The sequence below is a fragment of the Streptomyces sp. NPDC001634 genome (genome assembly GCF_040298185.1).
Lineage (GTDB): Bacteria > Actinomycetota > Actinomycetes > Streptomycetales > Streptomycetaceae > Streptomyces.
In genome coordinates, this window is the sequence record NZ_JBEOZU010000027.1 from 1 (window position 1) to 24,422 (window position 24,422).

21 protein-coding genes are annotated in these 24,422 nt (G+C 72.1%); 15 read left to right on the forward strand and 6 right to left on the reverse strand.

Going from position 1 to position 24,422, the window contains the following annotated elements:
* The 7 genes from ABT186_RS19640 to cobI all read left to right on the forward strand — a co-directional run.
* Positions 1–749: CobD/CbiB family cobalamin biosynthesis protein (locus ABT186_RS19640; protein ID WP_351926058.1), on the forward strand; the 749-nt coding region annotated here is incomplete at its 5' end.
* Positions 746–2,254: a cobyric acid synthase gene (locus tag ABT186_RS19645; protein WP_351926060.1), complete on the forward strand. Its 1,509-nt coding sequence runs from the start codon at positions 746–748 to the stop codon at positions 2,252–2,254. The genes ABT186_RS19640 and ABT186_RS19645, both read left to right, overlap by 4 nt.
* On the forward strand, positions 2,251–5,904 hold the full coding sequence (cobN, locus tag ABT186_RS19650; protein WP_351926062.1) for a cobaltochelatase subunit CobN: 3,654 nt from the start codon (positions 2,251–2,253) through the stop codon (positions 5,902–5,904). Before ABT186_RS19645 ends, cobN begins: the two co-directional genes overlap by 4 nt.
* The gene (locus ABT186_RS19655; RefSeq protein ID WP_351223272.1) at positions 5,901–7,904 is read left to right on the forward strand and encodes a putative cobaltochelatase; all 2,004 of its coding nucleotides are present in this window, start codon (positions 5,901–5,903) and stop codon (positions 7,902–7,904) included. The genes cobN and ABT186_RS19655 overlap by 4 nt, the downstream gene beginning before the upstream one ends.
* On the forward strand, positions 7,904–8,503 hold the full coding sequence (cobO, locus tag ABT186_RS19660) for a cob(I)yrinic acid a,c-diamide adenosyltransferase (protein ID WP_351223275.1): 600 nt from the start codon (positions 7,904–7,906) through the stop codon (positions 8,501–8,503). The genes ABT186_RS19655 and cobO overlap by 1 nt, the downstream gene beginning before the upstream one ends.
* A complete protein-coding gene (locus ABT186_RS19665) occupies positions 8,503–9,975 on the forward strand; it encodes a cobyrinic acid a,c-diamide synthase CobB (RefSeq protein ID WP_351926064.1) in 1,473 nt (490 codons plus the stop codon). Before cobO ends, ABT186_RS19665 begins: the two co-directional genes overlap by 1 nt.
* Complete coding sequence (cobI, locus tag ABT186_RS19670) at positions 9,972–10,721, forward strand: precorrin-2 C(20)-methyltransferase (RefSeq protein ID WP_351223279.1); 750 nt, start codon at positions 9,972–9,974, stop codon at positions 10,719–10,721. Before ABT186_RS19665 ends, cobI begins: the two co-directional genes overlap by 4 nt.
* An 11-nt stretch (positions 10,722–10,732) precedes the next feature.
* Here the strand turns inward: cobI and ABT186_RS19675 are convergent, their stop codons facing one another.
* Positions 10,733–11,461 carry a ZIP family metal transporter gene (locus ABT186_RS19675; protein WP_351223281.1) on the reverse strand — a complete coding sequence of 243 codons (729 nt, stop codon included), beginning with the start codon at positions 11,459–11,461 and terminating at the stop codon, positions 10,733–10,735.
* A 103-nt stretch (positions 11,462–11,564) separates the two neighbouring features.
* Between ABT186_RS19675 and cobM the strand changes: the two genes are divergently transcribed.
* From cobM to cobC, 6 genes are read left to right on the forward strand one after another with little or no spacing between them, the layout of a single operon-like run.
* A complete protein-coding gene (cobM, locus tag ABT186_RS19680; RefSeq protein ID WP_351926065.1) occupies positions 11,565–12,383 on the forward strand; it encodes a precorrin-4 C(11)-methyltransferase in 819 nt (272 codons plus the stop codon).
* Complete coding sequence (gene cbiE / locus ABT186_RS19685; protein WP_351926067.1) at positions 12,380–13,621, forward strand: precorrin-6y C5,15-methyltransferase (decarboxylating) subunit CbiE; 1,242 nt, start codon at positions 12,380–12,382, stop codon at positions 13,619–13,621. The genes cobM and cbiE overlap by 4 nt, the downstream gene beginning before the upstream one ends.
* The gene (cobJ, locus tag ABT186_RS19690; protein WP_351926069.1) at positions 13,618–15,300 is read left to right on the forward strand and encodes a precorrin-3B C(17)-methyltransferase; all 1,683 of its coding nucleotides are present in this window, start codon (positions 13,618–13,620) and stop codon (positions 15,298–15,300) included. Before cbiE ends, cobJ begins: the two co-directional genes overlap by 4 nt.
* The gene (locus tag ABT186_RS19695) at positions 15,297–15,881 is read left to right on the forward strand and encodes a precorrin-8X methylmutase (RefSeq protein WP_351223289.1); all 585 of its coding nucleotides are present in this window, start codon (positions 15,297–15,299) and stop codon (positions 15,879–15,881) included. The genes cobJ and ABT186_RS19695 overlap by 4 nt, the downstream gene beginning before the upstream one ends.
* Positions 15,878–16,822, forward strand: a complete 945-nt coding sequence (locus tag ABT186_RS19700) for a sirohydrochlorin chelatase (protein WP_351223291.1) — start codon at positions 15,878–15,880, stop codon at positions 16,820–16,822. Before ABT186_RS19695 ends, ABT186_RS19700 begins: the two co-directional genes overlap by 4 nt.
* On the forward strand, positions 16,812–17,885 hold the full coding sequence (cobC, locus tag ABT186_RS19705) for an Rv2231c family histidinol phosphate aminotransferase CobC (RefSeq protein WP_351223293.1): 1,074 nt from the start codon (positions 16,812–16,814) through the stop codon (positions 17,883–17,885). Before ABT186_RS19700 ends, cobC begins: the two co-directional genes overlap by 11 nt.
* Positions 17,886–18,047: 162 nt before the next feature.
* Here cobC and ABT186_RS19710 read toward each other — a convergent pair whose 3' ends face one another.
* The 5 genes from ABT186_RS19710 to ABT186_RS19730 form a co-directional block, all read right to left on the reverse strand.
* Positions 18,048–18,947, reverse strand: coding sequence for an SCO1860 family LAETG-anchored protein (locus ABT186_RS19710; RefSeq protein WP_351223295.1), 900 nt, complete (start codon positions 18,945–18,947; stop codon positions 18,048–18,050).
* A gap of 209 nt (positions 18,948–19,156) precedes the next feature.
* A complete protein-coding gene (locus ABT186_RS19715; RefSeq protein WP_351223297.1) occupies positions 19,157–20,248 on the reverse strand; it encodes an amidohydrolase family protein in 1,092 nt (363 codons plus the stop codon).
* A gap of 21 nt (positions 20,249–20,269) precedes the next feature.
* On the reverse strand, positions 20,270–21,064 hold the full coding sequence (locus ABT186_RS19720; protein ID WP_351926071.1) for an amino acid ABC transporter ATP-binding protein: 795 nt from the start codon (positions 21,062–21,064) through the stop codon (positions 20,270–20,272).
* Positions 21,061–21,906: an amino acid ABC transporter permease gene (locus tag ABT186_RS19725; protein ID WP_351223301.1), complete on the reverse strand. Its 846-nt coding sequence runs from the start codon at positions 21,904–21,906 to the stop codon at positions 21,061–21,063. Before ABT186_RS19725 ends, ABT186_RS19720 begins: the two co-directional genes overlap by 4 nt.
* Positions 21,903–22,745 carry a transporter substrate-binding domain-containing protein gene (locus tag ABT186_RS19730; RefSeq protein ID WP_351926073.1) on the reverse strand — a complete coding sequence of 281 codons (843 nt, stop codon included), beginning with the start codon at positions 22,743–22,745 and terminating at the stop codon, positions 21,903–21,905. The genes ABT186_RS19725 and ABT186_RS19730 overlap by 4 nt, the downstream gene beginning before the upstream one ends.
* A 246-nt stretch (positions 22,746–22,991) precedes the next feature.
* Here ABT186_RS19730 and ABT186_RS19735 point away from each other — a divergent pair, with 246 nt between their 5' ends.
* Together ABT186_RS19735 and ectA are read left to right on the forward strand one after the other, a co-directional pair.
* Entirely contained in the window at positions 22,992–23,519 is a 528-nt protein-coding gene (locus tag ABT186_RS19735) for a DinB family protein (RefSeq protein ID WP_351926075.1), read from the forward strand.
* A 329-nt stretch (positions 23,520–23,848) separates the two neighbouring features.
* Entirely contained in the window at positions 23,849–24,391 is a 543-nt protein-coding gene (gene ectA / locus ABT186_RS19740) for a diaminobutyrate acetyltransferase (protein ID WP_351223307.1), read from the forward strand.
* Positions 24,392–24,422: the final 31 nt, after the last annotated feature.

Sequence of the window (24,422 nt, forward strand, 5' to 3'; positions counted from 1 at the left end):
CGCTCGGGGCCGTCGCCGCCCGCTCCGTACGCAACTCCCGTGCCGCGTCCGCGGCCCTGACCGCCGCCGCCACCTGGGTCGTCGTCGGGGGGACCTCGCTCGCCCGGGAGGCCCGGGCCATCGGGCGTGCCCTGGAAGCGGGCGATGTCGAGGCCGCCCGTGCGCGGCTGCCGCATCTGTGCGGGCGGGATCCGCAGGCACTCGACGCCGACGGGATCGCGCGCGCCGTCGTCGAGTCCGTCGCCGAGAACACCTCCGACGCCGTGGTGGGTGCGCTGGTGTGGGGAGCCGTGGGCGGTGTGCCCGGGCTTGTCGGCTTCCGGGCCGTCAACACCCTGGACGCCATGGTCGGTCACAAGTCGCCCCGGTACCGGCGCTACGGGTGGGCCTCCGCGCGCCTCGACGACGTGGCCGGATGGCCGGGGGCCCGGCTCACCGCCGTACTCGCGGCAGCGGCGGGCCCGGATCCACGCGGTGCCGTGCGCGCCTGGCGTGCCGACGCCGCCAAGCATCCGAGCCCCAACGCCGGGCCCGTGGAGGCCTCGTTCGCGGGGGCGCTCGGGGTGCGGCTGGGCGGAACGCTGTCGTACGGGGGGCGCGTGGAGCACCGGCCCGTACTCAACGGCGCCGGGCGCGCAGTCCAGGTCCAGGACATCCAGCGCGCCGCACGACTCTCACGGCGCGTGAGCTGGCTCGCGCTCGGGGTGTGCACCGTCGCACGGATGCTGAAGAAGGGGCGTACGTCATGAGCGGTGGTCTCCTCGTCGCCGGCACCACCTCCGACGCCGGCAAGAGCGTCGTCACCGCCGGGATCTGCCGGTGGCTCGTACGGCAGGGGGTCAAGGTCGCGCCCTTCAAGGCGCAGAACATGTCCCTGAACTCCTTCGTCACCCGTGAGGGCGCCGAGATCGGGCGGGCGCAGGCCATGCAGGCCCAGGCGTGCCGCATCGAGCCGACCGCGCTGATGAACCCCGTCCTGCTCAAGCCCGGCGGCGAGCAGAGCAGTCAGGTCGTGCTCCTGGGCAAGCCGGTCGGCGAGCTGAGCGCACGTGGGTACCACGGCGGGCGGCAGCAACAGCTGCTCGGCACGGTCCTCGACTGCCTCGCCGAATTGCGGGGCACGTATGACGCGGTGATCTGTGAGGGAGCGGGCAGTCCCGCCGAGATCAATCTGCGGCGGACCGACATCGTGAACATGGGCATCGCGCGGAACGCGCGGCTGCCCGTGCTCGTCGTGGGCGACATCGACCGCGGCGGGGTCTTCGCCTCCTTCTTCGGGACCGTCGCCCTGCTGTCGCGCGAGGACCAGGAGTTCGTCGCCGGGTTCCTCGTCAACAAGTTCCGGGGCGATGTGTCGCTCCTCGAACCGGGGCTCGACATGTTGCACGGGCTCACCGGGCGGCGGACGTACGGGGTCCTGCCGTTCCGGCACGGGCTCGGGATCGACGAGGAGGACGGGATGGCGGTGTCCCTGAGGGGGACCGTGCGCGAGTCGGCCGTCGCCCCGCCCGTCGGCGAGGACGTCCTGCGCGTCGCCGTCTGTGCCATCCCCCTCATGTCCAACTTCACCGATGTGGACGCGCTCGCCGCCGAACCCGGTGTCGTCGTCCGGTTCGTGGACCGGCCCGAGGAGCTGGCGGACGCCGACCTCGTGGTCATCCCGGGCACCCGCGGAACGGTGAAGGCCCTGGAGTGGCTGCGCGAGCGGGGGCTCGCGGAGGCGATCACCCGGCGCGCCGCCGAAGGGCGGCCGGTCCTCGGCATCTGCGGCGGCTTCCAGATCCTCGGCGAGCACATCGAGGACGAGGTCGAGAGCCGTCGGGGACATGTGAACGGGCTCGGGGTCCTGCCCGTCCGGGTGCGATTCGCCCGCGCGAAGACCCTCACCCGGCCCGTCGGCGAGGCGCTCGGCGAGCGCGTCGAGGGGTACGAGATCCACCACGGGGTCGCCGAAGTCACCGGTGGGGAAGCCTTCCTGGACGGCTGCCGGGTGGGTGCCGCATGGGGCACCCACTGGCACGGCTCGCTGGAGTCGGACGGTTTCCGGCGGGCCTTCCTGCGCGAGGTGGCGGCCGCCGCGGGCCGCCGTTTCGTGCCGGCCGCCGGCACGTCGTTCGCCGCGCTGCGCGAGGAGCAGCTCGACCGGCTCGGCGATCTGATCGAACAGCACGCGGACACGGACGCGCTGTGGCGGCTCATCGAGTCGGGCGCGCCGCAAGGACTGCCTTTCATTCCACCGGGAGCGCCCGCATGAGCACAGTGTTGTTGTTGTCGACCGCCGACACCGATCTGCTGGCGGCCCGTGCCTCCGGCGCGCCCTACCGGATCGGCAACCCGACCCGCGTGGACGTCACGGAGGAGCTTGCGGGGCTGATCGAGGGCGCGGACATCGCCGTCGTACGGCTGCTGGGCGGCAAGCGGGCCTGGGAGGACGGGCTCGCACGGCTCAAGGCCTCCGGCATCCCGACCGTGCTGCTCGGCGGAGAGGCCGTCCCCGACGCCGAGTTGATGGCCGAGTCGTCCGTGCCCGCGGGTGTCGTGGCCGAGGCGCTGCGATACCTCGTCGAGGGCGGGCCCGCCAACCTCACGGAACTCGCCCGCTTCCTGTCCGACACCGTGCTGCTGACCGGAGAGGGGTTCGTCGAGCCGCAGAAGATGCCCGAGTACGGCATCCACGGCGAGCGTCCGTTCGTCGAGGGCCGCCCCACCGTGGGCGTGCTCTTCTACCGGGCCCACGAGCTGAGCGGCAACACCGCTTTCGTGGACACGCTGTGCGACGCGATCGAGGCACAGGGCGCCAACGCCCTTCCGGTGTACTGCGGTTCGCTGCGTGGCGCCGATACGGGTCTGTACGGACTGCTGTCGACAACGGATGCCCTGGTCGCCACCGTCCTCGCCGCGGGCGGCACGCACGCCTCGCAGGCGTCGGCGGGAGGGGACGAGGAGGCCTGGGACATCGGGGCGCTCGCCGACCTGAACGTCCCCGTGCTGCAGGGCCTCTGCCTCACCTCGTCGCGCGCGGCCTGGGACGAGTCCGACGCCGCCCTCTCCCCCATGGACGCGGCGATGCAAGTCGCGATCCCCGAGTTCGACGGACGGCTCATCACGGTCCCCTTCTCCTTCAAGGAGCAGGGCCCGGACGACGTTCCGGTGTACGTCGCCGACCCGGAGCGGGCCGGGCGCGTTGCCGGGATCGCCGTCCGGCACGCCCGGTTGAAGCACAAGCCGAACGCGGAGAAGAAGCTCGCGCTCGTCTTCACCGCCTACCCGACCAAGCACTCGCGGGTCGGCAACGCGGTCGGACTCGACACGCCCGCGTCGGCGGTACGCGTCCTGGACGCGCTGCGCGACGCCGGGTACGGACTGACCGAGTACCCGGCGGGCGGCGACGAGCTGATCCACCGCCTCATCGAGGCCGGCGGCCACGACGTCGAATGGCTGACCGAGGAGCAGCTGGCCGGGGCGCCCGCGCGCGTGCCGCTCGCCGACTACCGGGCGTGGTTCGACAAGCTCGACCCCGAGCTGCGGGAGGCGATGCTTGAGGCGTGGGGTGAGCCGCCGGGCAGCCTGTACGTCGACGGGGACGACATCGTCCTGGCGTCCCTCCGGTTCGGGAACGTCGTGGTCATGATCCAGCCGCCGCGCGGCTTCGGTGAGAACCCGATCGCGATCTACCACGACCCCGACATGCCGCCGTCGCACCACTACATGGCGGCGTACCACTGGCTGGAAAACAGCTTCGGAGCCGACGCGATCGTCCACATGGGCAAGCACGGCACCATGGAGTGGCTGCCGGGCAAGGGGCTGGGGCTCAGCAAGGGGTGCGCGCCGGACGCCGTCCTCGGCGACCTGCCCCTGATCTACCCGTTCATCGTCAACGACCCCGGCGAGGGCACCCAGGCCAAGCGGCGCGGGCACGCCACGGTCGTCGACCACCTCGTACCGCCGATGGCGCGCGCCGACACCTACGGCGACCTGGCCAAGCTGGAGCAGCTGCTCGACGAGTACGCGCTCGTCTCGGACCTGGACCCGGCCAAGGCACCGGCCGTGCGCGCCCAGATCTGGACCCTTGTCAAGGCCGCCGAGCTGCACCACGACCTGCATGTGGACGAGCAGCCGGGCGACGACGACTTCGACGAGTTCGTCATGCACATCGACGGCTATCTGTGCGAGATCAAGGACGTGCAGATCCGCGACGGTCTGCACATCCTCGGCGGCGGCCCGGTCGGCGAGCCGCGTGTGAACCTCGTGCTCGCCGTGCTGCGCGCCTCGCAGGTGTGGGGTGGGCAGGCAAACGCGCTGCCGGGGCTGAGGGCTTCGCTCGCCGAGCACTTCGGGCTGGTGGAGAAGGAGCTGCTCGCCGAGCCGGGAGCTCCGGTGAAGGTGCCGGTGGAGCTGACGGACCTGGTCGAAGGCCCCTCGCGCACGGCCGCGGACGCGATCGACCTGCTGGAGCAGCTGTGCCGGCGGATCGCGGAGGGCATGGAGGAGCGGGACTGGGCCGTTTCTGAGAGCGGTGCTCTCGTACGTGAGGTGCTCGGCACCGAACTCCCCCGCGCCGTCGCCGTCCTGGAGTTCGCCTGCACCGAGGTGGTCCCCCGGCTCGCCCGCACGACGGACGAGATCGGCCACATCCTCAAGGCGCTCGACGGCGGTTACGTCCCGGCGGGCCCGTCGGGCTCCCCGACCCGCGGTCTCGTCAACGTCCTGCCGACCGGCCGCAACTTCTACTCCGTCGACCCCAAGGCCATTCCGTCGAGGCTGAGCTGGGAAGTCGGACAGTCGCTCGCGGACTCGCTGGTCGCGCGCTATCTGCAGGACACCGGCGAGTACCCGAAGTCCGTCGGCCTGACGGTCTGGGGCACGTCCGCCATGCGCACCCAGGGCGACGACATCGCCGAGATCCTGGCGCTGCTCGGGTGCCGCCCGGTCTGGGACGACGCCTCGCGCCGGGTGACCGGCTTCGAGATCGTGCCGCTCGCCGAACTCGGCCGCCCCCGTATCGACGTCACGGTCCGTATCTCGGGCTTCTTCCGCGATGCGTTCCCGCACGTCGTCGGGCTCATCGACGACGCCGTACGGGCCGTCGCCGAACTGGAGGAGCCCGCCGGGCAGAACTTCGTCCGCGCCCACGCCGACGAGGACACCGCCGAGCACGGCGACCGGCGGCGCGCGACCGCCCGTATCTTCGGCTCGAAGCCGGGTGCGTACGGGGCGGGGCTGCTGCCGCTGATCGACGCCCGCAACTGGCGGTCCGATGCGGATTTGGCCGAGGTGTACGCCGTCTGGGGCGGCTATGCCTACGGGCGCGGGCTCGACGGGCGGGCGGCGCGCGGGGACATGGAGACCGCGTTCAGGCGGATCGCCGTGGCCGCCAAGAACGTCGACACCCGCGAGCACGACCTCGTGGACGCCGACGACTACTTCCAGTACCACGGCGGGATGGTCGCGATGGTCAGGCATCTGACCGGCGCGTCCCCGGAGGCGTACGTCGGCGACTCCGCCGTACCCGACCAGGTGAGGACGAGGACCCTCGGCGAGGAGACCCACCGCGTCTTCCGCGCCCGCGTCGTCAACCCGCGCTGGATGGCGGCCATGCGCCGCCACGGCTACAAGGGCGCCTTCGAGATGGCGGCGACCGTCGACTACCTCTTCGGCTACGACGCCACGGCCGGGGTCGTCGACGACTGGATGTACGAGAAGCTCAGCGCCGAGTACGTCTTCGACGCCGAGAACCGGGACTTCATGAAGAAGTCCAACCCGTGGGCGCTGCGCGGCATCACCGAGCGGCTCCTTGAAGCCGCCGACCGCGGTCTGTGGGCCGAGCCGGACGCGGACACGCTGGAGCGGCTGCGCGCCACCTATCTGGAGCTGGAAGGCGACTTGGAGGGCGACGAGAAGTGAGTACCCCGTTTCCGTTCACGGCCGTCGTCGGCCAGGACGACCTGCGGCTCGCCCTGCTGCTGAACGCCGTCTCGCCGGCGGTCGGCGGTGTGCTGGTGCGCGGTGAGAAGGGCACCGCCAAGTCCACGGCCGTCCGCGCGCTTTCGGCGCTGCTGCCGGCGGTGGACGTGGTCCCCGGGTGCCGTTTCTCGTGCGACCCGGCCGCGCCGGACCCGAACTGCCCGGACGGGCCGCACGAGGCGGGCGCCGGAACGCAGCGGCCCGCGCGCATGGTCGAGCTGCCCGTCGGCGCCTCCGAGGACCGGCTCGTGGGCGCCCTCGACATCGAACGGGCGCTGGCCGAGGGCGTGAAGGCCTTCGAGCCAGGCCTGCTCGCCGACGCGCACCGCGGCATCCTGTACGTCGACGAGGTCAACCTCCTCCACGACCACCTCGTGGACCTGCTCCTGGACGCGGCCGCGATGGGCGCCTCGTACGTCGAGCGCGAGGGTGTCTCCGTACGGCATGCCGCCCGCTTCCTGCTCGTCGGCACCATGAACCCCGAGGAGGGCGAGCTGCGGCCGCAGCTGCTCGACCGGTTCGGGCTGACCGTCGAGGTGTCCGCCTCCCGCGAGCCCGACCAGCGCGTGGAGGTCGTACGGCGACGGCTCGCCTACGACGACGACCCGGCCGGTTTCGCGGCGCGCTGGGCCGAGGAGGAGGCCGCCGTACGGGCGCGGATCGTCGCCGCGCGCGAGCTGCTGCCGTCCGTACGGCTCGGGGACGGGGCGCTGCGGCAGATCGCGGCGACCTGTGCCGCGTTCGAGGTGGACGGCATGCGGGCCGACATCGTGATGGCGCGTACCGCGACCGCGCTGGCCGCCTGGGCCGGGCGGACCGACGTGCTCGCCGAGGACGTACGGCAGGCGGCGCTGCTCGCGCTGCCGCACCGGCGGCGGCGCAACCCCTTCGACGCGCCGGGGCTCGACGAGGACAAGCTCGACGAGACCCTTGAGGAGTTCGGGGGTTCCGAGGAGGACGACGACCCGGGTCCCGACGGGCCCGGCGGCGGAGGCGGGCAGCCCTCGCCCGACGAGGGCCCCCAGGGTGGGGACACCGCCGCGCGGCCCGAGGCCGGGGAGAGCGGACAGCCGGGGGCCTCCGGTGCCGGGGAGCAGCAGCCCGTACGCGCCTCCGAACCCTTTCGTACGAAGGTACTGACCGTGCCGGGGCTCGGCGACGGTGCCGCGGGGCGGCGGTCCCGGGCGCGGACAGAGCATGGGCGGACCACCGGGGCGCGACGGCCCCAGGGGGCGCTCACCAAGCTGCACCTGGCGGCGACCGTGCAGGCCGCCGCCCCGCACCAGCGGGCGCGCGGGCGGTCCGGTCCCGGGCTCGTGGTGCGCCGGGACGATCTGCGGCAGGCGACGCGGGAAGGGCGCGAGGGCAACCTCGTGCTGTTCGTGGTGGACGCCTCCGGGTCGATGGCGGCCCGGCAGCGGATGAGCGCCGTGAAGGGTGCCGTACTGTCGCTGCTGCTCGACGCCTACCAGCGGCGGGACAAGGTCGGCCTCGTGACCTTCCGCGGTTCGGCGGCCGATGTCGCTCTGCCGCCGACCTCGTCGGTGGACGCGGCGGCGGCCCGGCTGGAGACGCTGCCGACCGGAGGCCGGACGCCATTGGCCGCCGGGCTGCTCAAGGCCCACGACGTCCTGCGGGTCGAGCGGCTGCGGGACCCGGCGCGGCGGGCGCTGGTCGTGGTGGTGACGGACGGGCGGGCGACGGGTGGTCCGGAGCCGGTCGCCCTCGCCGGGCGTGCGGCGCGGCTGTTCGCCGCCGAGGGCGTCGCGTCCGTGGTCGTGGACTGCGAGTCGGGGCCCGTACGGCTGGGGCTCGCCGGGCAACTCGCCGGCGAGCTGGGCGCTACGGCGGTGACGCTGGACGAGCTGCGCGCGGACAGCATCGCGGGGCTCGTACGGAGTGTGCAGGGGACGCAGGGGACCACGAGGAGGGCCGCGTAATGCCACAGGGACAGCCGAGTGTCGTACCGGACGACGGACTGACGACCCGTCAGCGGCGCAACCGACCGCTCGTCGTCGTGCACACGGGCGTCGGCAAGGGCAAGTCGACCGCCGCCTTCGGGCTCGCGCTGCGCGCCTGGAACCAGGGCTGGCCGATCGGGGTGTTCCAGTTCGTCAAGTCGGCGAAGTGGAAGGTCGGCGAGGAGAACGCGCTGCGTGTGCTGGGGGCGTCCGGCGAGGGCGGGACCGTCGACTGGCACAAGATGGGCGAGGGCTGGTCGTGGGTGCAGCGCGACGATCAGATGGACAATGAGGAGAAGGCCCGCGAGGGCTGGGAGCAGGTCAAGCGGGATTTGGCCGCCGAGACGTACAAGCTGTACGTGCTCGACGAGTTCGCGTACCCCATGCACTGGGGATGGGTCGACACCGACGAGGTCGTCGACGTGCTGCGCAACCGCCCGGGTACCCAGCATGTCGTGATCACCGGGCGGAACGCGCCCGAGAAGCTCGTCGACTTCGCCGACCTCGTCACCGACATGTCCAAGGTCAAGCACCCGATGGACGTCGGGCAGAAGGGGCAGAGAGGCATCGAGTGGTGATGTCCTCGTCCGTGCCCCGGCTGGTCATTGCCGCGCCTTCTTCGGGCAGCGGCAAGACAACCGTTGCCACCGGGTTGATGGCCGCGTTCGCCGGGCGGGGGCTTGCCGTGTCCCCGCACAAGGTCGGACCGGACTACATCGACCCCGGGTATCACGCGCTCGCCACCGGGCGCGTGGGGCGGAACCTCGACGCGTATCTGTGCGGTCCGGAGCTGGTCGCTCCGCTGTTCCTGCACGGTGCGCACGGGTGCGACCTCGCCGTCGTCGAGGGTGTGATGGGGCTGTACGACGGGGCCGCGGGAGAGGGTGAACTGGCCTCCACGGCACATGTGGCGAAGCTGCTGCGGGCGCCGGTGGTGCTCGTGGTCGACGCGTCGTCGCAGTCACGGTCGGTGGCGGCGCTGGTGCACGGGTTCGCGTCGTGGGATCCGGAGGTGCGGGTCGGGGGCGTGATCCTGAACAAGGTCGGGTCCGACCGGCATGAGGAGTTGTTGCGGGAGGCTTTGGACTCGGCGGGTGTTCCTGTCCTCGGCGCCTTGCGGCGGGCTCCGCAGGTGGACACGCCCTCGCGTCACCTGGGGCTGGTGCCGGTCGCCGAGCGGCGGGCGGAGGCGGTGGAGGCTGTTGCCGCCATGGCCGCGCAGGTGTCTCAAGGGTGCGATCTTGATGCGTTGGTCGCGCTGGCGCGGAGTGCCGGTGCGTTGTCGGGTGCGGCTTGGGATGCAGCTGAGGCCCTCAGTGTTGCGCCCCCGCCGCCCCTTCCCGTCCCGTCCCTGGGGGCTGCGCCCCCAGACCCCCATCGGCCTGAACGGCCTCGTCCTCAAACTCCCCCACTCTCGGCTTCGCTCGAGCGGGGGGACCCCCATGACGGGCTGAAAGTTGCGGTCGCCGGTGGTCCCGCCTTCACGTTCTCCTATGCCGAGCACACCGAACTGCTCACCGCCGCCGGAGCCGAAGTCGTCACCTTCGATCCCCTCCGCGACGAGCAACTGCCCGACGGGACTCGCGGGTTGGTCATCGGCGGCGGCTTCCCCGAGATGTACGCCTCCGATCTGTCCGCCAACGAACCCCTCCGCAAGGCCGTCGCCGAGCTCGCGCTGAGCGGTGCGCCCGTCGCCGCCGAGTGTGCCGGGCTGCTGTATCTGTGCCGGGAGCTGGACGGGCAGCCGATGTGCGGTGTGCTCGACGCGGGCGCCCGCATGAGTGAACGGCTCACTCTCGGCTACCGGGACGCCGTGGCCGTCAGCGACAGTGCCCTCGCCGTGGCCGGGACGCGGATGCGCGGGCACGAGTTCCACCGGACCGTGGTCGAGCCCGGCGCGGGGGCGGCTCCCGCCTGGGGGGTGCGCGCTCCTCAGCGGCGCCTCGAAGGTTTCGTACAACAAGGTGTGCACGCGAGTTATCTGCACACGCACTGGGCCGCCGCGCCCGGTGTGGCCCGTCGGTTCGTGGAGAGGTGCCGGACGTCATGAGCAGCAGGCTGATCGGAGTCGGGGTGGGCCCCGGCGACCCCGAGCTGGTGACCGTCAAGGGCGTCAACGCTCTGCGGGAGGCCGACGTCGTCGTCGTACCCGTGATGGCTGCATCTGATGGAAAGGATGGCGGGGAGCGCGGGCGCGCGGAGGCCACCGTGCTGCACTACGTGCCCGAGGAGAAGGTCGTACGCGTCGTGTTCGCGCTCAACGAGCGCAGCGACCGCGCACGGCGCGAGGCCGCCTGGGACGCCGCGGGGGAGCGCGTGGCCCGGCTTCTCGAACGGCACTCCGCCGTCGCGTTCGCCACCATCGGCGACCCCAACGTGTACTCGACCTTCACCTATCTCGCGCAGACCATCGCCGAGCTCGTGCCCGGCACCGTCATCGAGACCGTGCCCGGCATCACCGCCATGCAGGACCTCGCAGCGCGCTCGGGTGCCGTCCTCACGGAGGGCACCGAGCCGCTCACGCTCGTGCCCGTCACGGCCGGATCCGCCGTACTCAAGGACGCGCTCGGCGGGCCCGGGACCGTCGTCGCCTACAAGTTCGGGCGGCAGGCGCACGAGGTCGCCGAGGCGCTGCGCGAGACCGGGCGCATCGACGACGCCGTATGGGGGTCCGCGCTCGGGCTGCCGGAGGAGTCCATCCGGCCGGCCGCCGCCCTCGACGACGGCCCGCTCCCCTACCTCTCCACCCTCATCGCGCCCGCCCGGCGCGACGGCGCCCGCGGCGGCAAGCTGTGACCGGCGGCGGATCAGGCCGCGAGGCCCACCACGAGCCAGATGAACGCCGCGCCCGCGACCGTGCACAGCAGGGTCGAGCGGGCGGGGTGGACGTGGTGCGCCTCCGGGAGGATCTCGGCCGCGGCGAGGTAGAGGAGCACGCCGCCGAAGAGGCCGATGTAGCCGCCGAGCAGCTGCTGGGGGATGGTGAACGCCAGCGTGGACGCGGCGCCCACCACGGGCGCCACGGCGTCGGCGAAGAGCATCGTGAGCGCCTTGCGGCGGGCGTTCCCGTACAGGCTCGTGATCGTGTAGGTGTTGAAGCCGTCCGCGAAGTCGTGGGCGACGACCGCGAGCGTGACCGCCGCGCCCATGCCGCCGCCGACCTGGAACGCGGCACCGATCGCGATGCCGTCCATGGCGCTGTGCCCCACCATCGCCGCGGCCGCCGTCAGGCCCACCTCGGGCGCCCGGTGGTTGTGCTCGTCCGCCCCGTGTGCCGCCCGGCGCGCGGCCAGCAGGCGCTCCACCAGATGGGCCAGCAGGAAGCCGGCCACGAACAGCAGCAGCGCGGCCGGTACGCCGAAGACCACGCCACCCGCTGTGCGCAGCGCCTCCGGCAGCAGATCCAGGCCGACCACACCGAGCATCAGCCCGCCGGCCAGGCCGAGGACGAGATGACGGCGGTCGGTCACACGCTGTGCCGTCCAGCCGCCCGCCAGCGTCATCAGAAACGCGCCGAGCGCGACGAAGACCGCCATATGACCTTGCTATCCAATCGATCCCTGTGCGCCCAGGACCGGCGGCCATGTGCGCACCGGCGTTTCGCACTGCTCGAACCTTCGTAGGAGAGGAAAGATTCCCATGGCCGATGCCACCACCGGCAAGGTGACCTTCGTCGGTGCCGGCCCCGGCGCCGCCGACCTGCTGACATTCCGTGCCGCACGCGCCATCACCGAGGCCGACGTCGTGATCTGGGCCGCCAGCCTGGTGCAGGCGGAGGTCCTCGAGCACGCGCGCGAGGACGCGGAGATCCTCGACTCGGCGACCATGTCCCTGGAGGACGTCGTCGCCGTCTACCGGCGTGCTCATGAAGAGGGCCTGCGTGTCGCGCGTATCCACTCCGGCGACCCGGCCCTGTGGGGCGGCACGCAGGAGCAGCTCGACCGGTGTGCCGGGATCGGCATCGAGACGGAGGTCGTGCCGGGCGTCTCGTCCTTCTCCGCCGTCGCCGCCCTCGCCCAGCGGGAGCTGACGATCCCCGAGGTCGCGCAGTCCGTGGTCCTGACCCGGCTCGGCGGCGGCAAGACGCCCATGCCGCCCGGTGAGGAAGTGCGCGAGTTCGCCCGGCACGGCACCACCATGGCGATCTTCCTGTCGGCGGCCCGCAGCGGTCAGCTCGTGCGGGAGCTGCTGGAGGGCGGCTACCCGACGAACACCCCGGTCGTGGTGGCGTACCAGGCGACCTGGCCCGAAGAACTGATCGTGAAGTGCACGATCGGCACGCTGGAGGAGACCGTCAAGGAGCACAAGCTCTGGAAGCACACCCTCTTCCTGGTCGGTCCCGCCCTCGACGCGCACGGCACACGTTCGCACCTCTACCACCCCGGCCACTTCCACGGCTACCGCAAGGCCGACCCCGAGGCCCGCAAGGCCCTGCGCACACGGGGTGCCAGCACATGATCACGGTGGTCGGTACGGGGACGGGGGCGCCGCTTCCCGCCGACGCGGTGACCGGGGCGGACCTCGTGGTCGGCGGACGGCGCCACCTGGAGGCGGCCCGGCTGCCCCAGGGCGTGGAGCAGATCGTCCTCGGGCCGCTGCCGCCCGCGCTCGACGCGATCGAGCGGTACCTCGACAAGGGGCGGCGGGTCGTCGTACTCGCTTCCGGGGACCCCGGGTTCTTCGGGATCGCCCGGGCGCTGGCCGAACGGTTCGGGCCGGAGCGGCTCGACGTACGGCCGGGTGTCTCCTCGGTGGCCACCGCCTTCGCGCGGCTCGGGCTGCCCTGGGACGACGCGGTGGTGGTGAGCGCCCACGGGCGTGATCTGCGGACGGCGGTGAACGTGTGCCGAGCGCATCCCAAGGTCGCCGTGCTGACCGGGCCCGGGGCCGGTCCCGCCGAGCTGGGCGCGGCGCTCGCCGACCCCTCCGGTGAGCGGGTCCTCGTCGTGGCGAGCGCGCTCGGCGATCCGGAGCGCGAGCGTGTGGAGCGGGTGACTCCGGCGCAGGCGGCAGCGCGCGACTGGGGCGCGGCGGTGAGCCTGGTGCTGTGCCTGGACGCGGCGCGGACGCTGGGGCCCGTACGCACGGTCGCCGGACCACCGCCCGGCCCCTCCTCATGGGCCCTGGACGAGAGCGCGTTCACCCACCGCGACTCGATGATCACCAAGTTCGAGGTGCGCGCCCTGGCGCTGGCCCGGCTGGGTCCCCGGCCCGGCGATCTGATCTGGGACGTGGGTGCCGGCTCCGGGTCGGTGGCTGTCGAGTGCGCCCGACTGGGCGCCGCCGTCACCGCGGTCGAGAAGACGCCCGACGGGGTGGAGCGGATCCGCGCGAACGCGGCGGCCCACGGCGTGGACGTCGATGTCGTGCCCGGGACCGCGCCGGACGTGCTGGACGGTCTCGCCGTCCCCGACGCCGCGTTCATCGGCGGCGGCGGACGCGAGCTGCCCTCGATCGTGACCGCGTGCGCGGCACGGGCCCGGCGGGCGGTAGTGATCGCCATGGCCGCCCTGGACCGCGTACCGGCGGCGCGCGAGGCGCTCGTCGCTGCCGGGTTCTCCTGCAACGGGGTGCTGCTGCAGTCGTCGCGCCTTGCCCCGTTGCCGGGAGACGTGACCCGGCTCGCGGCGACCAACCCTGTTTTCCTGCTGTGGGGCACGCGGCCTCCGGCGCGTACCGAAGGAGTTGCTCTGTGATCGGCCTCATTTCCGCCACCGCGGCGGGGGCGGCTGCGCGGGACCGGCTGGCCGCGGCGTGGCCCGACCGCACACGGGTGTACGACGGGCCCGTCGGGGACGCCGTGCGGGCCGCCTTCGCGGAGTGCGAGCAGCTCGTGTGTTTTCTGGCGACGGGGGCGGTCGTACGGCTGGTCGCCCCGTTGCTGGGTGACAAGACGTCCGACCCGGGTGTGGTCTGCGTCGACGAGGGCGGGCGGTTCGCCGTGTCACTGGTGGGCGGGCACGCCGGCGGGGCCAGTGAGCTCGCTCGTGACGTGGCCGAGGTGCTGGGGGCGCAGCCCGTGGTGACGACCGCGACGGACTCCGTGGGTCTGCCCGGCCTCGACACGCTCGGGTTCCCGGTGGAGGGCGATGTCGCCGGGGTCTCGCGGGCGCTGCTGGACGGGGAGCCGGTCGCCCTGCGGGCGGAGGTGAGCTGGCCGCTGCCGCCGCTGCCGGTCACCCCCGAGGGCCCGTACACGATCCGTGTCACCGATGCCCTGGTCGAGCCCGCCGGGCAGGAGGTCGTCCTGCGGCCGCCGACCCTCGTCGTCGGCGTCGGCGCCTCCAAGGGTGTTCCCGCCGACGAGGTCCTCGGACTCGTGGAGGGTGCGCTGCGGGACGCCGGACTGTCCGTGAAGTCGGTCGCCGAACTGGCCACCGTTGAGGCCAAGGCCGACGAGCCCGGCATCGTCGAGGCGGCGCGGCGGCTGGGGGTGCCCGTGGTGACGCACTCCGCCGAGGAGCTGGCGCAGGTCGACGTACCCAACCCCTCCGACGCGCCGCTCGCCGCGGTCGGCACGCCGTCCGTCGCGGAGGCCGCCGCGCTCGTGGGCGGGGGCGAACTCCTGGTGCCCAAGCGCAAGTCGGCAGCGAGCCCCGCGATGGCGACCTGTGCCGTCGTACGGCGGCCGGGGCGCGGGCGGCTGGCCGTCGTCGGGCTCGGGCCGGGCGCCCGGGACCTGCTGACGCCGCGCGCCAAGGCGGAGTTGCGGCGTGCCTCCGTGCTGGTCGGGCTCGACCAGTACGTCGACCAGATCCGCGATCTGCTGCGGCCCGGCACCCGGGTCCTGGAGTCGGGGCTCGGCGCCGAGGAGGAGCGGGCACGCACCGCGGTCGCGGAGGCCCGCAAGGGGCATGCCGTCGCGCTGATCGGCAGCGGGGACGCGGGCGTGTACGCCATGGCGTCACCGGCCCTGGCCGAGGCGTCCGACGACATCGACGTGATCGGGGTGCCCGGCGTCACGGCGGCGCTCGCGGCCGGGGCGATTCTGGGCGCGCCGCTCGGTCATGACCATGTGTCGATCAGCCTCTCGGACCTGCACACCCCCTGGGAGGTCATCGAGCGGCGGGTGCGGGCCGCGGCCGAGGCGGACCTCGTCGTGACCTTCTACAACCCCCGCAGCCGGGGCCGTGACTGGCAGCTGCCGAAGGCACTCGCGATCCTCGCCGGGCACCGGGAGCCGACGACGCCGGTCGGGGTCGTACGGAACGCGTCGCGGCCGGACGAGTCCAGCCGGCTGACGACCCTGGCCTCGCTCGACCCGGCGACGGTCGACATGATGACGGTCGTGACCGTGGGCAACACGGCGACCCGGGATATTGCGGGGCGCATGGTGACGCCGCGCGGTTACCGCTGGCAGGAGGAACCGAAGTGAACCGTGTGGTGCACCCGATCGAGCAGGAGTCCTTCCGGCGGCTTCGCGCCCGGCTGGACACCTCGCACTTCCCGCCGCTGACCCGGGCCGTGGTGGAGCGGGTCATCCACTCTGCGGCCGACCTCGACTACGCGAGCGATCTCGTCATGGACGAGGGCGAGTTGGAGAGGGCGCACACCGCGCTGCACGAGGGTGCGCCGGTGGTCGTGGACGTCGAGATGGTGGCCGCCGGAATCACCCGGCGCGGGACGGTCTGCCGTCTGAAGGACGCCAGATCCGGTCCCGGGATGACGCGTTCGGCGCATGCGATCCGGCTGGCGTACGAGGACGTCGGGCCCGGAGCGCTCTGGGTGATCGGCTGTGCCCCGACCGCCCTGGAGGAGCTGCTGAAGCTGGACGCGTCGCCCGCGCTCGTCATCGGTCTGCCCGTCGGGTTCGTCGGCGCGGCCGAGTCCAAGGCCGCGCTGCGCGAGAGCGGGCTGCCCGCCGTGAGCAACGTGTCCGAGAAGGGCGGTTCGGCGGTCGCGGCCGCCGCGCTCAACGCCCTGCTGTACCACCCCACTTCGAAGGAGACCCCGTGACCACCCCGCCGCCCGCCCTGCTCATCGCCGGCCATGGCACCCGGGACGATGCCGGAGCCGAGGCGTTCCGCGACTTCGTACGGGAGCTGGGGCGCCGCCACCCCGAACTGCCCGTCGCGGGCGGCTTCATCGAGCTGTCGCCGCCGCCGCTGGGCGAGGCGGTGACCGAGCTGGTGGAGCAGGGGGTCCGCCGGTTCGCCGTCGTTCCGCTGATGCTGGTGTCCGCCGGGCATGCCAAGGGGGACATCCCGGCGGCGCTGGCCCGGGAGAAGGAGCGGCACCCCGGGATCTCCTACACCTACGGGCGTCCGCTGGGCCCGCATCCGGCGCTGCTGAGCGTGCTGGAGCGGCGTCTGGACGAGGCGCTGGGCGGGACGGGCAGGACTCCGGCCGACCGGGCCGATGTGACCGTGCTGCTGGTCGGGCGGGGCTCCACGGATCCCGACGCCAACGCAGAGGTGCACAAGGCGGCGCGGCTGCTGTGGGAGGGCCGCGGGTACGCCGGCGTGGAGACGGCGTTCGTGTCGCTGGCGGCGCCGGACGTGCCGAGCGGACTGGACCGGTGTGCCCGGCTGGGCGCTCGGCGGATCGTCGTCCTCCCGTACTTCCTCTTCACCGGGATCCTGCCGGACCGGGTCCGGCAGCAGACCGAGGGCTGGGCGGCGGCGCACCCGGAGATCGAGGTGCGGTCGGCGGATGTGATCGGCCCCGAGCCGGAGCTCCTCGACCTGGTGATGGAACGGTACGAGGAGGCGCTGAAGGGCGACCTTCGTATGAACTGCGACTCGTGCGTGTACCGGATCGCGCTGCCGGGCTTCGAGGAGAAGGTGGGCCTGCCGCAGCAGCCGCACTTCCACCCGGACGACGACGGCCACCATCACGGTCACGGGCATCACCACCACGGACACCACGGCGGGCACACCCACTCCCATGCGCACTGATCACGAAGGCGGGCAGCACGACCTGCGGCACCACGGGGACGCCGAGGTCCGTGACGAGGGTGCGGCGCTCACCGACCTCGCGGTGAACGTCCGCGCGGACACGCCGCCCGCGTGGTTGCGCGAGGTGATCGCCGGGTCGCTGGGAGGGCTCGCGGCCTACCCCGACGGGCGGGCCGCGCGGGCGGCGGTGGCGCAGCGGCACGGGCTGCCGGTCGAGCATGTGCTGCTCACGGCGGGCGCGGCGGAGGCCTTCGTCCTGCTCGCCCGCGCCCTGAAGGTGCGTAGGCCGGTTGTGATACACCCGCAGTTCACGGAGCCGGAGGCGGCGCTGCGGGATGCGGGGCACACGGTGGACCGGGTTCTGCTGCGGCAGTCGGACGGCTTCCGTCTGGACCCGGCGCTGGTGCCCGAGGATGCGGACCTGGTGGTGATCGGCAATCCGACGAACCCGACGTCGGTGCTGCATCCGGCGGCCGCGATCGCCGAACTCGCCCGGCCGTGGCGGACGTTGGTGGTCGACGAGGCGTTCATGGACGCGGTGCCGGGGGAACGGGAGGCCTTGGCGGGCCGCACGGACATCCCCGGTCTGGTGGTGCTGCGCAGTCTGACCAAGACCTGGGGACTGGCGGGTCTGCGCATCGGCTACGTTCTGGCCTCCCCCGAGACGATCTCCTCACTGGAGCGGGCGCAGCCCCTGTGGCCGGTGTCCACACCCGCGCTCGCGGCGGCTCAGGCGTGCGTGTCGCCCCGGGCGCTGGCGGAGGCGGCGCACGCGGCGCACCGGGGGGCGGCGGACCGGGCGCATCTGGTGGCGGGGCTGCGGGAGTTCGGGCCGGACGGGTTGTACGTGGCCGAACCGGCTCAGGGCCCGTTCGTCCTGATCCGCCTGCCACGGGCGACGGCGGTACGCCGCCACTTGCGCGACCTCGGTTTCGCGGTGCGGCGCGGGGACACGTTTCCGGGGCTGGGCGAGGAGTGGCTACGGCTGGCGGTACGGGACCGGGTGACGGTGAACGGCTTTCTGCAGGCGCTGGACCGGGCGGTGACGCTGGCGGGACGCTGAGCGCTGGGGGCTCCGCCCGGGGCCTCGCCCCAGACCCCGTTCGCGGGCCTGCCCCCGGCTCCCCGCTCCTCAAACGCCGAAGGGGCTGCATCTCCCCAACGCCGGCCAGGCAAGAATCAGCCCGTCCGGGTAGGGGCGGCGGGGGTGAAAAACCCCTCGGCCTCAGACACGGCGTCGGCGCGCCACCCCCACCGCTCCCCCGCCCACCACCAGCAACGCAACCGCCCCGCCCACCACATACGGCGTCACCGAACTCCCCCCGGTCTCCGCAAGATCCGTCTTCGCAGCCGCCCCCTGCGGCCTCACATCCTCCACAGAGCCCGTCGCAGCAGAAACAGACACCGCAGGTGCCTCACACGTGGCCCCCGCCAGCGTCACCGTCCCCTGGACATCCGCCACATTCAGCTTCAGCGGATTCACGGACACCGTCAGCCGCAGCGCGGCCGCCGCAGCCGTCCGGGACGTCGTCCGTGTCGGCGACACGTCCAGCCGCACCTCACCGACACCCGGCACCTTCACCTCCGTCGGCCCGCCCGCCGACACGGTCACCTTCCTCCCCAGCACGGTCACCGCGCCCAGAAGATTCGCCGCGGCGACCGGCTTTCCGCCCGCCTCGCACACCGCCCGGGACGTGACGCCGTCCACCTCGATCAGCGACAGCAGCGGCAGCCCCGGAACATGGACACGTACATGCGTCAGGCGCGTCGAGCCCTCCGCCTTCGTCGCGGACACCGTCGCACTCGCCGTGGCGACGTCCGCCTGCAGCACGCTGAACGGGCGGCCTCCGTCCACGCCGTCCAATGACGCGGTGAGCGCGGTCCGGTCAGCGCTGCGCGGGGCCTGTACATCGTTGAGGGAGACCGTGAGCGGGGCGTTCACAGTCTTGTTGAGCAGGGACACATCGAGCCCGGTGCGCAGCACGACGGCGCTCGCGCGACCGTGGCCCTCGGTCGCCCCGGCCGGCCCCGCACCGGCCAGCGCGACGGGACCGGCGGCCAGGGCGGTGGCGACGGCGACGTTGGTCAGACGGCGTGCGGGCATGCGGAAAGTGGTGCCGTTCATGGTGGTGGGACCCCCGGAGAAGACAAGCTTGGGACCCGGAAAGAATCGCGTGCCGGGAGTCAACCGTCAGCGATACGGTACGGCTTCACTCCAACGTGGGTTTCCCGCAAGTCCATTCGAAACCTGCGGCACGCTTGTTCCCGCCTGCCACCCCCGCATCCCCCACACCGGGGGGGGCGTGACCGGCGTGCGCGGTGGACGGCGCGCGCCTACCCGACGACCCGCCCGTTCAGCACCACCCGCCGCGGCGCCCCCAGCACCCGTACATCCGCGCGCGGATCCGACGCGTAGACCACCAGGTCCGCGGGTGCCCCCTCCTCCAGACCGGGCCGGCCCAGCCACCGCCGGGCGCCCCATGTGGTCGCCGACAGCGCCTGGACCGGCGGGATCCCTGCGGTCACCAGTTCAGCGACCTCGCCCGCCGCCAGGCCGTGGGCCAGCGAACCCCCGGCGTCCGTGCCGACGTACACCGGGATTCCGGCGTCGTAGGCCGCGCGCACCGTGTCGTAGCGGCGTTCGTGCAGCCTCCGCATATGCGCCGACCAGCGCGGGAACTTCGACTCGCCGCCGTCCGCGAGCTTCGGGAAGGTCGCGATGTTCACCAGGGTCGGGACGATCGCCACACCCCGCTCCGCGAACAGCGGGATCGTCTCCTCCGTCAGGCCCGTCGCGTGCTCGATGCAGTCGATGCCCGCCTCGACCAGGTCCCGCAGCGAGTCCTCGGCGAAACAGTGCGCCGTCACACGGGCGCCCAGGCGGTGTGCCTCCGCGATCGCCGCCTGAACGGCCTCGCGCGGCCAGCACGCGGACAGGTCTCCGGCGTCCCGGTCGATCCAGTCGCCGACGAGCTTGACCCAGCCGTCGCCGCGCCGGGCCTCCTGGGCGACATACGCGACCAGGTCCTCGGGCTCGATCTCCCAGGCGTAGTTGCGGATGTAGCGGCGGGTGCGCGCGATGTGCCGGCCGGCCCGGATGATCTTCGGGAGGTCGTCGCGGTCGTCGATCCAGCGCGTGTCCGAGGGGGAGCCCGCGTCGCGGATCAGCAGGGTGCCCGCGTCACGGTCGGTCAGCGCCTGCTTCTCGGCGACGTCCTCGGAGACCGGGCCATGGGCGTCGAGGCCGACGTGGCAGTGCGCGTCGACGAGGCCGGGCAGCGCCCAGCCCTCGACGGTACGGACGTCGGGGGCGTGGGCGGGCCGGTCGTACGAGATCCGGCCGTCGACCACCCACAGCTCGTCGCGGACCTCCTCCGGTCCGACGAGCACCCGTCCCTTCACGTGCAGCACCGCGCGATCGCTCATGTACTGCACCTTATGCGGGTGCTACCGGGCCCCGCCCACCTGGTCCGAGGTCTCCTCCTCGACCTGCGCCATCGCGGGGTCCAGGAGGCGGGAGAGGAAGTGGCGGGTGCGCTCGTGGGCGGGGTTGCCGATCACGCGGTCCGGCGTGCCCTCCTCGACGATGACGCCGCCGTCCATGAAGACGACCCGGTCGGCGACCTCGCGCGCGAAGGTCATCTCGTGGGTGACGACCATCATCGTCATGCCGTCGTCGGCGAGCATGCGCATCACCGCGAGGACGTCGCCCACCAGCTCGGGGTCGAGGGCGGAGGTCGGCTCGTCGAAGAGCATCACCTCGGGGCCCATCGCGAGCGCGCGGGCGATCGCGACGCGCTGCTGCTGGCCGCCGGAGAGGGAGGAGGGGTAGGCGTCGGCCTTCTCGGCGAGACCCACGCGCTGCAGGTTCTCCGCCGCGATCCTGGCGGCCTGCGCCTTGTCCCGCCTGAGCACCCGGCGCTGCGGCAGCGTGAGGTTCTCCGTCACCGTGAGGTGCGGGAAGAGGTTGAACTGCTGGAAGACCATGCCGATACGGCGGCGTACCGCGTCGATGTCCACGTCGGGGTCGGTGATCTCGGTGCCGCCCACGAAGACCTGGCCCTTGCCGGGCTCCTCCAGGAGGTTGACGCATCGCAGCAGGGTCGATTTACCCGAGCCTGACGGGCCGATGACGCAGACCACCTCGCCCTGGCCGATCTCCAGGTCGATGCCGCGCAGCACCTGGTTGTCGCCGAAGGACTTGTGAAGGTCCCGGATCCGGATCTGTGCGGAGCTGCTCACTTGACGGCCTCCTGGGCCTTCGCCTCCAGGCGGCGTACGACGAAGCCGAGCGGGATGGTGACCAGCAGGTAGCACAGGCCGGCGACCAGGATCGGCGTGGAGTTGGCGGTCGTGCTGGCGAGGTCGCGGCCGAACTTCGACAGCTCGCGCTCCTCCAGGGTGACGCCGAGGACCAGCACCAGCGAGGAGTCCTTGAAGAGCTGGACGAATTCGTTGGTGAGGGGCGGGAGGATGATCCGGAAGGCCTGCGGGATGATGATCGAGACCATGGCCCGGGCGGGCGAGAAGCCCAGCGAACGGGCCGCCTCCATCTGTCCCTTGGGCACCGCCTGGATGCCGGCACGGAATGTCTCGGCCATGTACGCGGCACCCACCAGGCCCAGCGCGATGGCCGCCTTGCCGTAGGTGCCGCCGACGATCTCCGTGCCCGGGAAGGCCAGCGGCACCGCCACACCGATGAAGATGAAGATCAGCAGGGCGGGCAGACCGCGGAAGATCTCGATGTAGACGCCGGCGACCCAGCGGTACGGGCCGACGGACGACAGCCGCATCAGGGCGAGGACGATGCCGAGCACCAGGCCGACGGCGAAGCCGGACACGGTGTAGAGCACGGTGTTCTTGAGCGCCAGCGTGATGACGTCCGGGAACATCTGCCTCGCGATGTCCGTCTGCGCGAACTGGTTCTGCAGCCGTCCCCAGTCGGCCGTGACCGCGAAGACGATCACGGCGGCGACGAAGACGGCGTACTGGACGCCGCGCGACAGTTTGCGCTTCTGGCTCCGGGTCAAGCCCTTCCTGCGGGGCCGGACTTCGGCGTCGGCTGTGCCGGTCGCGTCGCTCATGAGGCGGAGGGTGAGGCGACGGACGGGTTGTACGGGCCGATCCACTGCTCGTACAGCTTCTTGTACGTGCCGTCGGCCTTCGCGTCCTTGATCGCCTTGTTGATGGCGGCGAGGAGCTTGCTGTTGCCCTTCTTCACCGTGAAGCCGTACTGCTCGCCGGTGTTGAGGTTGTCGACGACCTTGAAGGCGTCGGCGTTCGCCTTGTCCTTGAGCCAGCCCTGGACGACCGGGTAGTCGATGACGACCGCCTGGACCTGGCCGGTGCGCAGGCCGTTGATGACGGCGTCGGAGGACTCGAAGGAGATGGGGTCGAAGCCCTCCTTCTTCACGTAGTCCTCGCCGGTGGTCTGCGCCTGGGCGCCGAGCTTCTTGCCCTTGGCCTTCACATCGGCGAGCGAGGTGATGCCGCTCTTCTTGTCGGCCAGGACGGCCTGGGTGGCGTCGAAGTACGGGTCGGAGAAGTCGACGTGCTTCTTGCGCTCGGCGGTGATGGTCATACCGGCCGCGGCGACGTCGCACTGGCCTGAGTTGAGGAACGCGCCGGTCTTGAAGTTCTCGAAGGGCGTGTCGAGGATCTGCTGCTTCGCCCCGAGGTCCTTGGCGACCAGATCGATCAGCGAGACGTCGAAGCCCTGCACCTTGCCGTCGATCTCCGACTGGAAGGGCGGGTAGGGCAGGTGCGTGCAGGTGGTGAGCTGACCGGCCTTGGCGAGTTCCACCCCGCCGGCGGCCGTCTTGCCGGCGCTGCCGCTCGAGGTGCAGCCGGCCACGAGCAGCATGCCGGCCGTCGCGGTGGTGGCGGCCAGGATGCGGGCCCGGCGCCCGAGGAGCGTGTTCACGGGGGACCTCTCTGTGGGGGAAGTGTCTCTGTGGGGGAACTGCGGGTTCTGATTATAAGGAGAAGTTTGAGTCTCTCAAACCAATCCGATGGTTACAAAGCGGTTCCACCTCAGAAGTCGCCGGTAAGGCGGGCGTGGCGCCCTGTGATGCGCGGCTGCCGCCGGAGGGTGCGGCGGTCGCACCGGGCGGCCTGGAGCCGTATCCGAACGGGCATCGCTGTCGGACCCCCGTGCCATGCTCCCCGCATGACCACCGACACGCATCGAACCCTTCCCGACGGCCGCCCCGTCCCCCTGATGACCGGCGGCGAACGGCCCATGCTCGAGAGCTGGCTCGACTTCCACCGGGCCACGCTGGAGCTGAAGTGCGCGGGGCTCGACGACGACCAGGTGCGGCTGGCGTCGGCCGAGCCGTCGGCGCTGACCCTCCTGGGACTGCTCCAGCATCTCGCCGAGGTCGAACGGAACTGGTTCCAGCGGGCGTTCGAGGATGCCGCACTGCCTCCCGTGTTCGAGGAGGAGACGGGGTACCGGCTCACCTCCGAGCGCGGGCTCGCCGAGGCGCTCGACGTGTGGCGGCGGGAGATCGCGCGGGGGCGGGAGGTGTGTGCCGGACGCTCGCTCGACGACGCGGGACGGATCCCCGACGGCCCGATGGGCGGGCTCGAGGTCAGCCTCCGCTGGGTGTACGTGCACATGATCGAGGAGTACGCCCGGCACAACGGCCATGCGGACATCCTGCGGGAGCGCATCGACGGAGTGACCGGTGCCTGAAATCCACATTGTTTCCCGAGCCCCTCACGGGTAATTTCGGGAATTCCCATCAGGGTAGCTCCCCGTATTCTTCTGCCCGCTTTCTCCTGGCCTAAACGCAAAGATTCTGCGAACACCAACCGGCTTAATTCGGGCAGATCTCGTGAGGGTTACTGGGGTGTGACCGACCCCACAGTGCACCCTTTTTGCCCGGTATTTTACGGACATACCACCGCAACCAGCCTCCACTTCGCGCGGTCACACGCGCCCGCGCGATAACACATCGAGCCCTCGCCCGTAACCCCGTCCGGCGATGCATTTCTGAATTTCCCTCTGTAAATTCAAGCCGTATGACCGCCGCACGAGCAGACCTGCAAGCGGAATTCCTGGAAATGCCCGAGGGGCCCCGGATCGACCGTCCGGAGGTGGCGGACGGGGCCACGCTCTGGCGCATCGCCAGGGACTCCGAAACCCTCGACCTGAACTCCTCCTACAGCTATCTGCTGTGGTGCCGTGACTTCGCCGGCACCTCGGCGGTGGCACGCGCCGAGCCCGACGGACGGCCCGTCGGGTTCGTCACCGCGTATCTGCGGCCCGACCGCCCCCGCACCCTCCTCGTGTGGCAGGTCGCCGTCGACGCCGCCCACCGTGGACATGGGCTCGCGGCACGGCTGCTCGACGGGCTCACGGCCCGGGTCGCGCACGAGCACGGGGTGACCGGGATCGAGACGACGATCACCCCGGGCAACACCGCCTCCGAGCGCCTGTTCACGTCGTACGCCCGACGCCACGGCGCGGCCCTGGAACGCGAAGTCCTCTTCGAGGCGCGCCAGTTCCCCGACGGATCCCACGACCCCGAGGTCCTCTACCGCATCGGTCCTCTCTCCGTCTGACCCCACGTACTCCGTCTCTCTCCCCTCCCCC

Coding starts and splice junctions, on each gene's coding strand:
- ABT186_RS19710 (WP_351223295.1), bottom strand. CDS start 18,947: ATGAACGGCACCACTTTCCGCATGCCCGCACGCCGTCTGACCAACGTC.
- ABT186_RS19675 (WP_351223281.1), bottom strand. CDS start 11,461: ATGGCGGTCTTCGTCGCGCTCGGCGCGTTTCTGATGACGCTGGCGGGC.
- ABT186_RS19735 (WP_351926075.1), top strand. CDS start 22,992: ATGACCACCGACACGCATCGAACCCTTCCCGACGGCCGCCCCGTCCCC.
- cbiE (WP_351926067.1), top strand. CDS start 12,380: ATGATCACGGTGGTCGGTACGGGGACGGGGGCGCCGCTTCCCGCCGAC.
- ectA (WP_351223307.1), top strand. CDS start 23,849: ATGACCGCCGCACGAGCAGACCTGCAAGCGGAATTCCTGGAAATGCCC.
- cobN (WP_351926062.1), top strand. CDS start 2,251: ATGAGCACAGTGTTGTTGTTGTCGACCGCCGACACCGATCTGCTGGCG.
- ABT186_RS19645 (WP_351926060.1), top strand. CDS start 746: ATGAGCGGTGGTCTCCTCGTCGCCGGCACCACCTCCGACGCCGGCAAG.
- ABT186_RS19715 (WP_351223297.1), bottom strand. CDS start 20,248: ATGAGCGATCGCGCGGTGCTGCACGTGAAGGGACGGGTGCTCGTCGGA.
- ABT186_RS19725 (WP_351223301.1), bottom strand. CDS start 21,906: ATGAGCGACGCGACCGGCACAGCCGACGCCGAAGTCCGGCCCCGCAGG.
- cobI (WP_351223279.1), top strand. CDS start 9,972: ATGAGCAGCAGGCTGATCGGAGTCGGGGTGGGCCCCGGCGACCCCGAG.
- ABT186_RS19665 (WP_351926064.1), top strand. CDS start 8,503: ATGTCCTCGTCCGTGCCCCGGCTGGTCATTGCCGCGCCTTCTTCGGGC.
- cobM (WP_351926065.1), top strand. CDS start 11,565: ATGGCCGATGCCACCACCGGCAAGGTGACCTTCGTCGGTGCCGGCCCC.
- cobO (WP_351223275.1), top strand. CDS start 7,904: ATGCCACAGGGACAGCCGAGTGTCGTACCGGACGACGGACTGACGACC.
- cobC (WP_351223293.1), top strand. CDS start 16,812: ATGCGCACTGATCACGAAGGCGGGCAGCACGACCTGCGGCACCACGGG.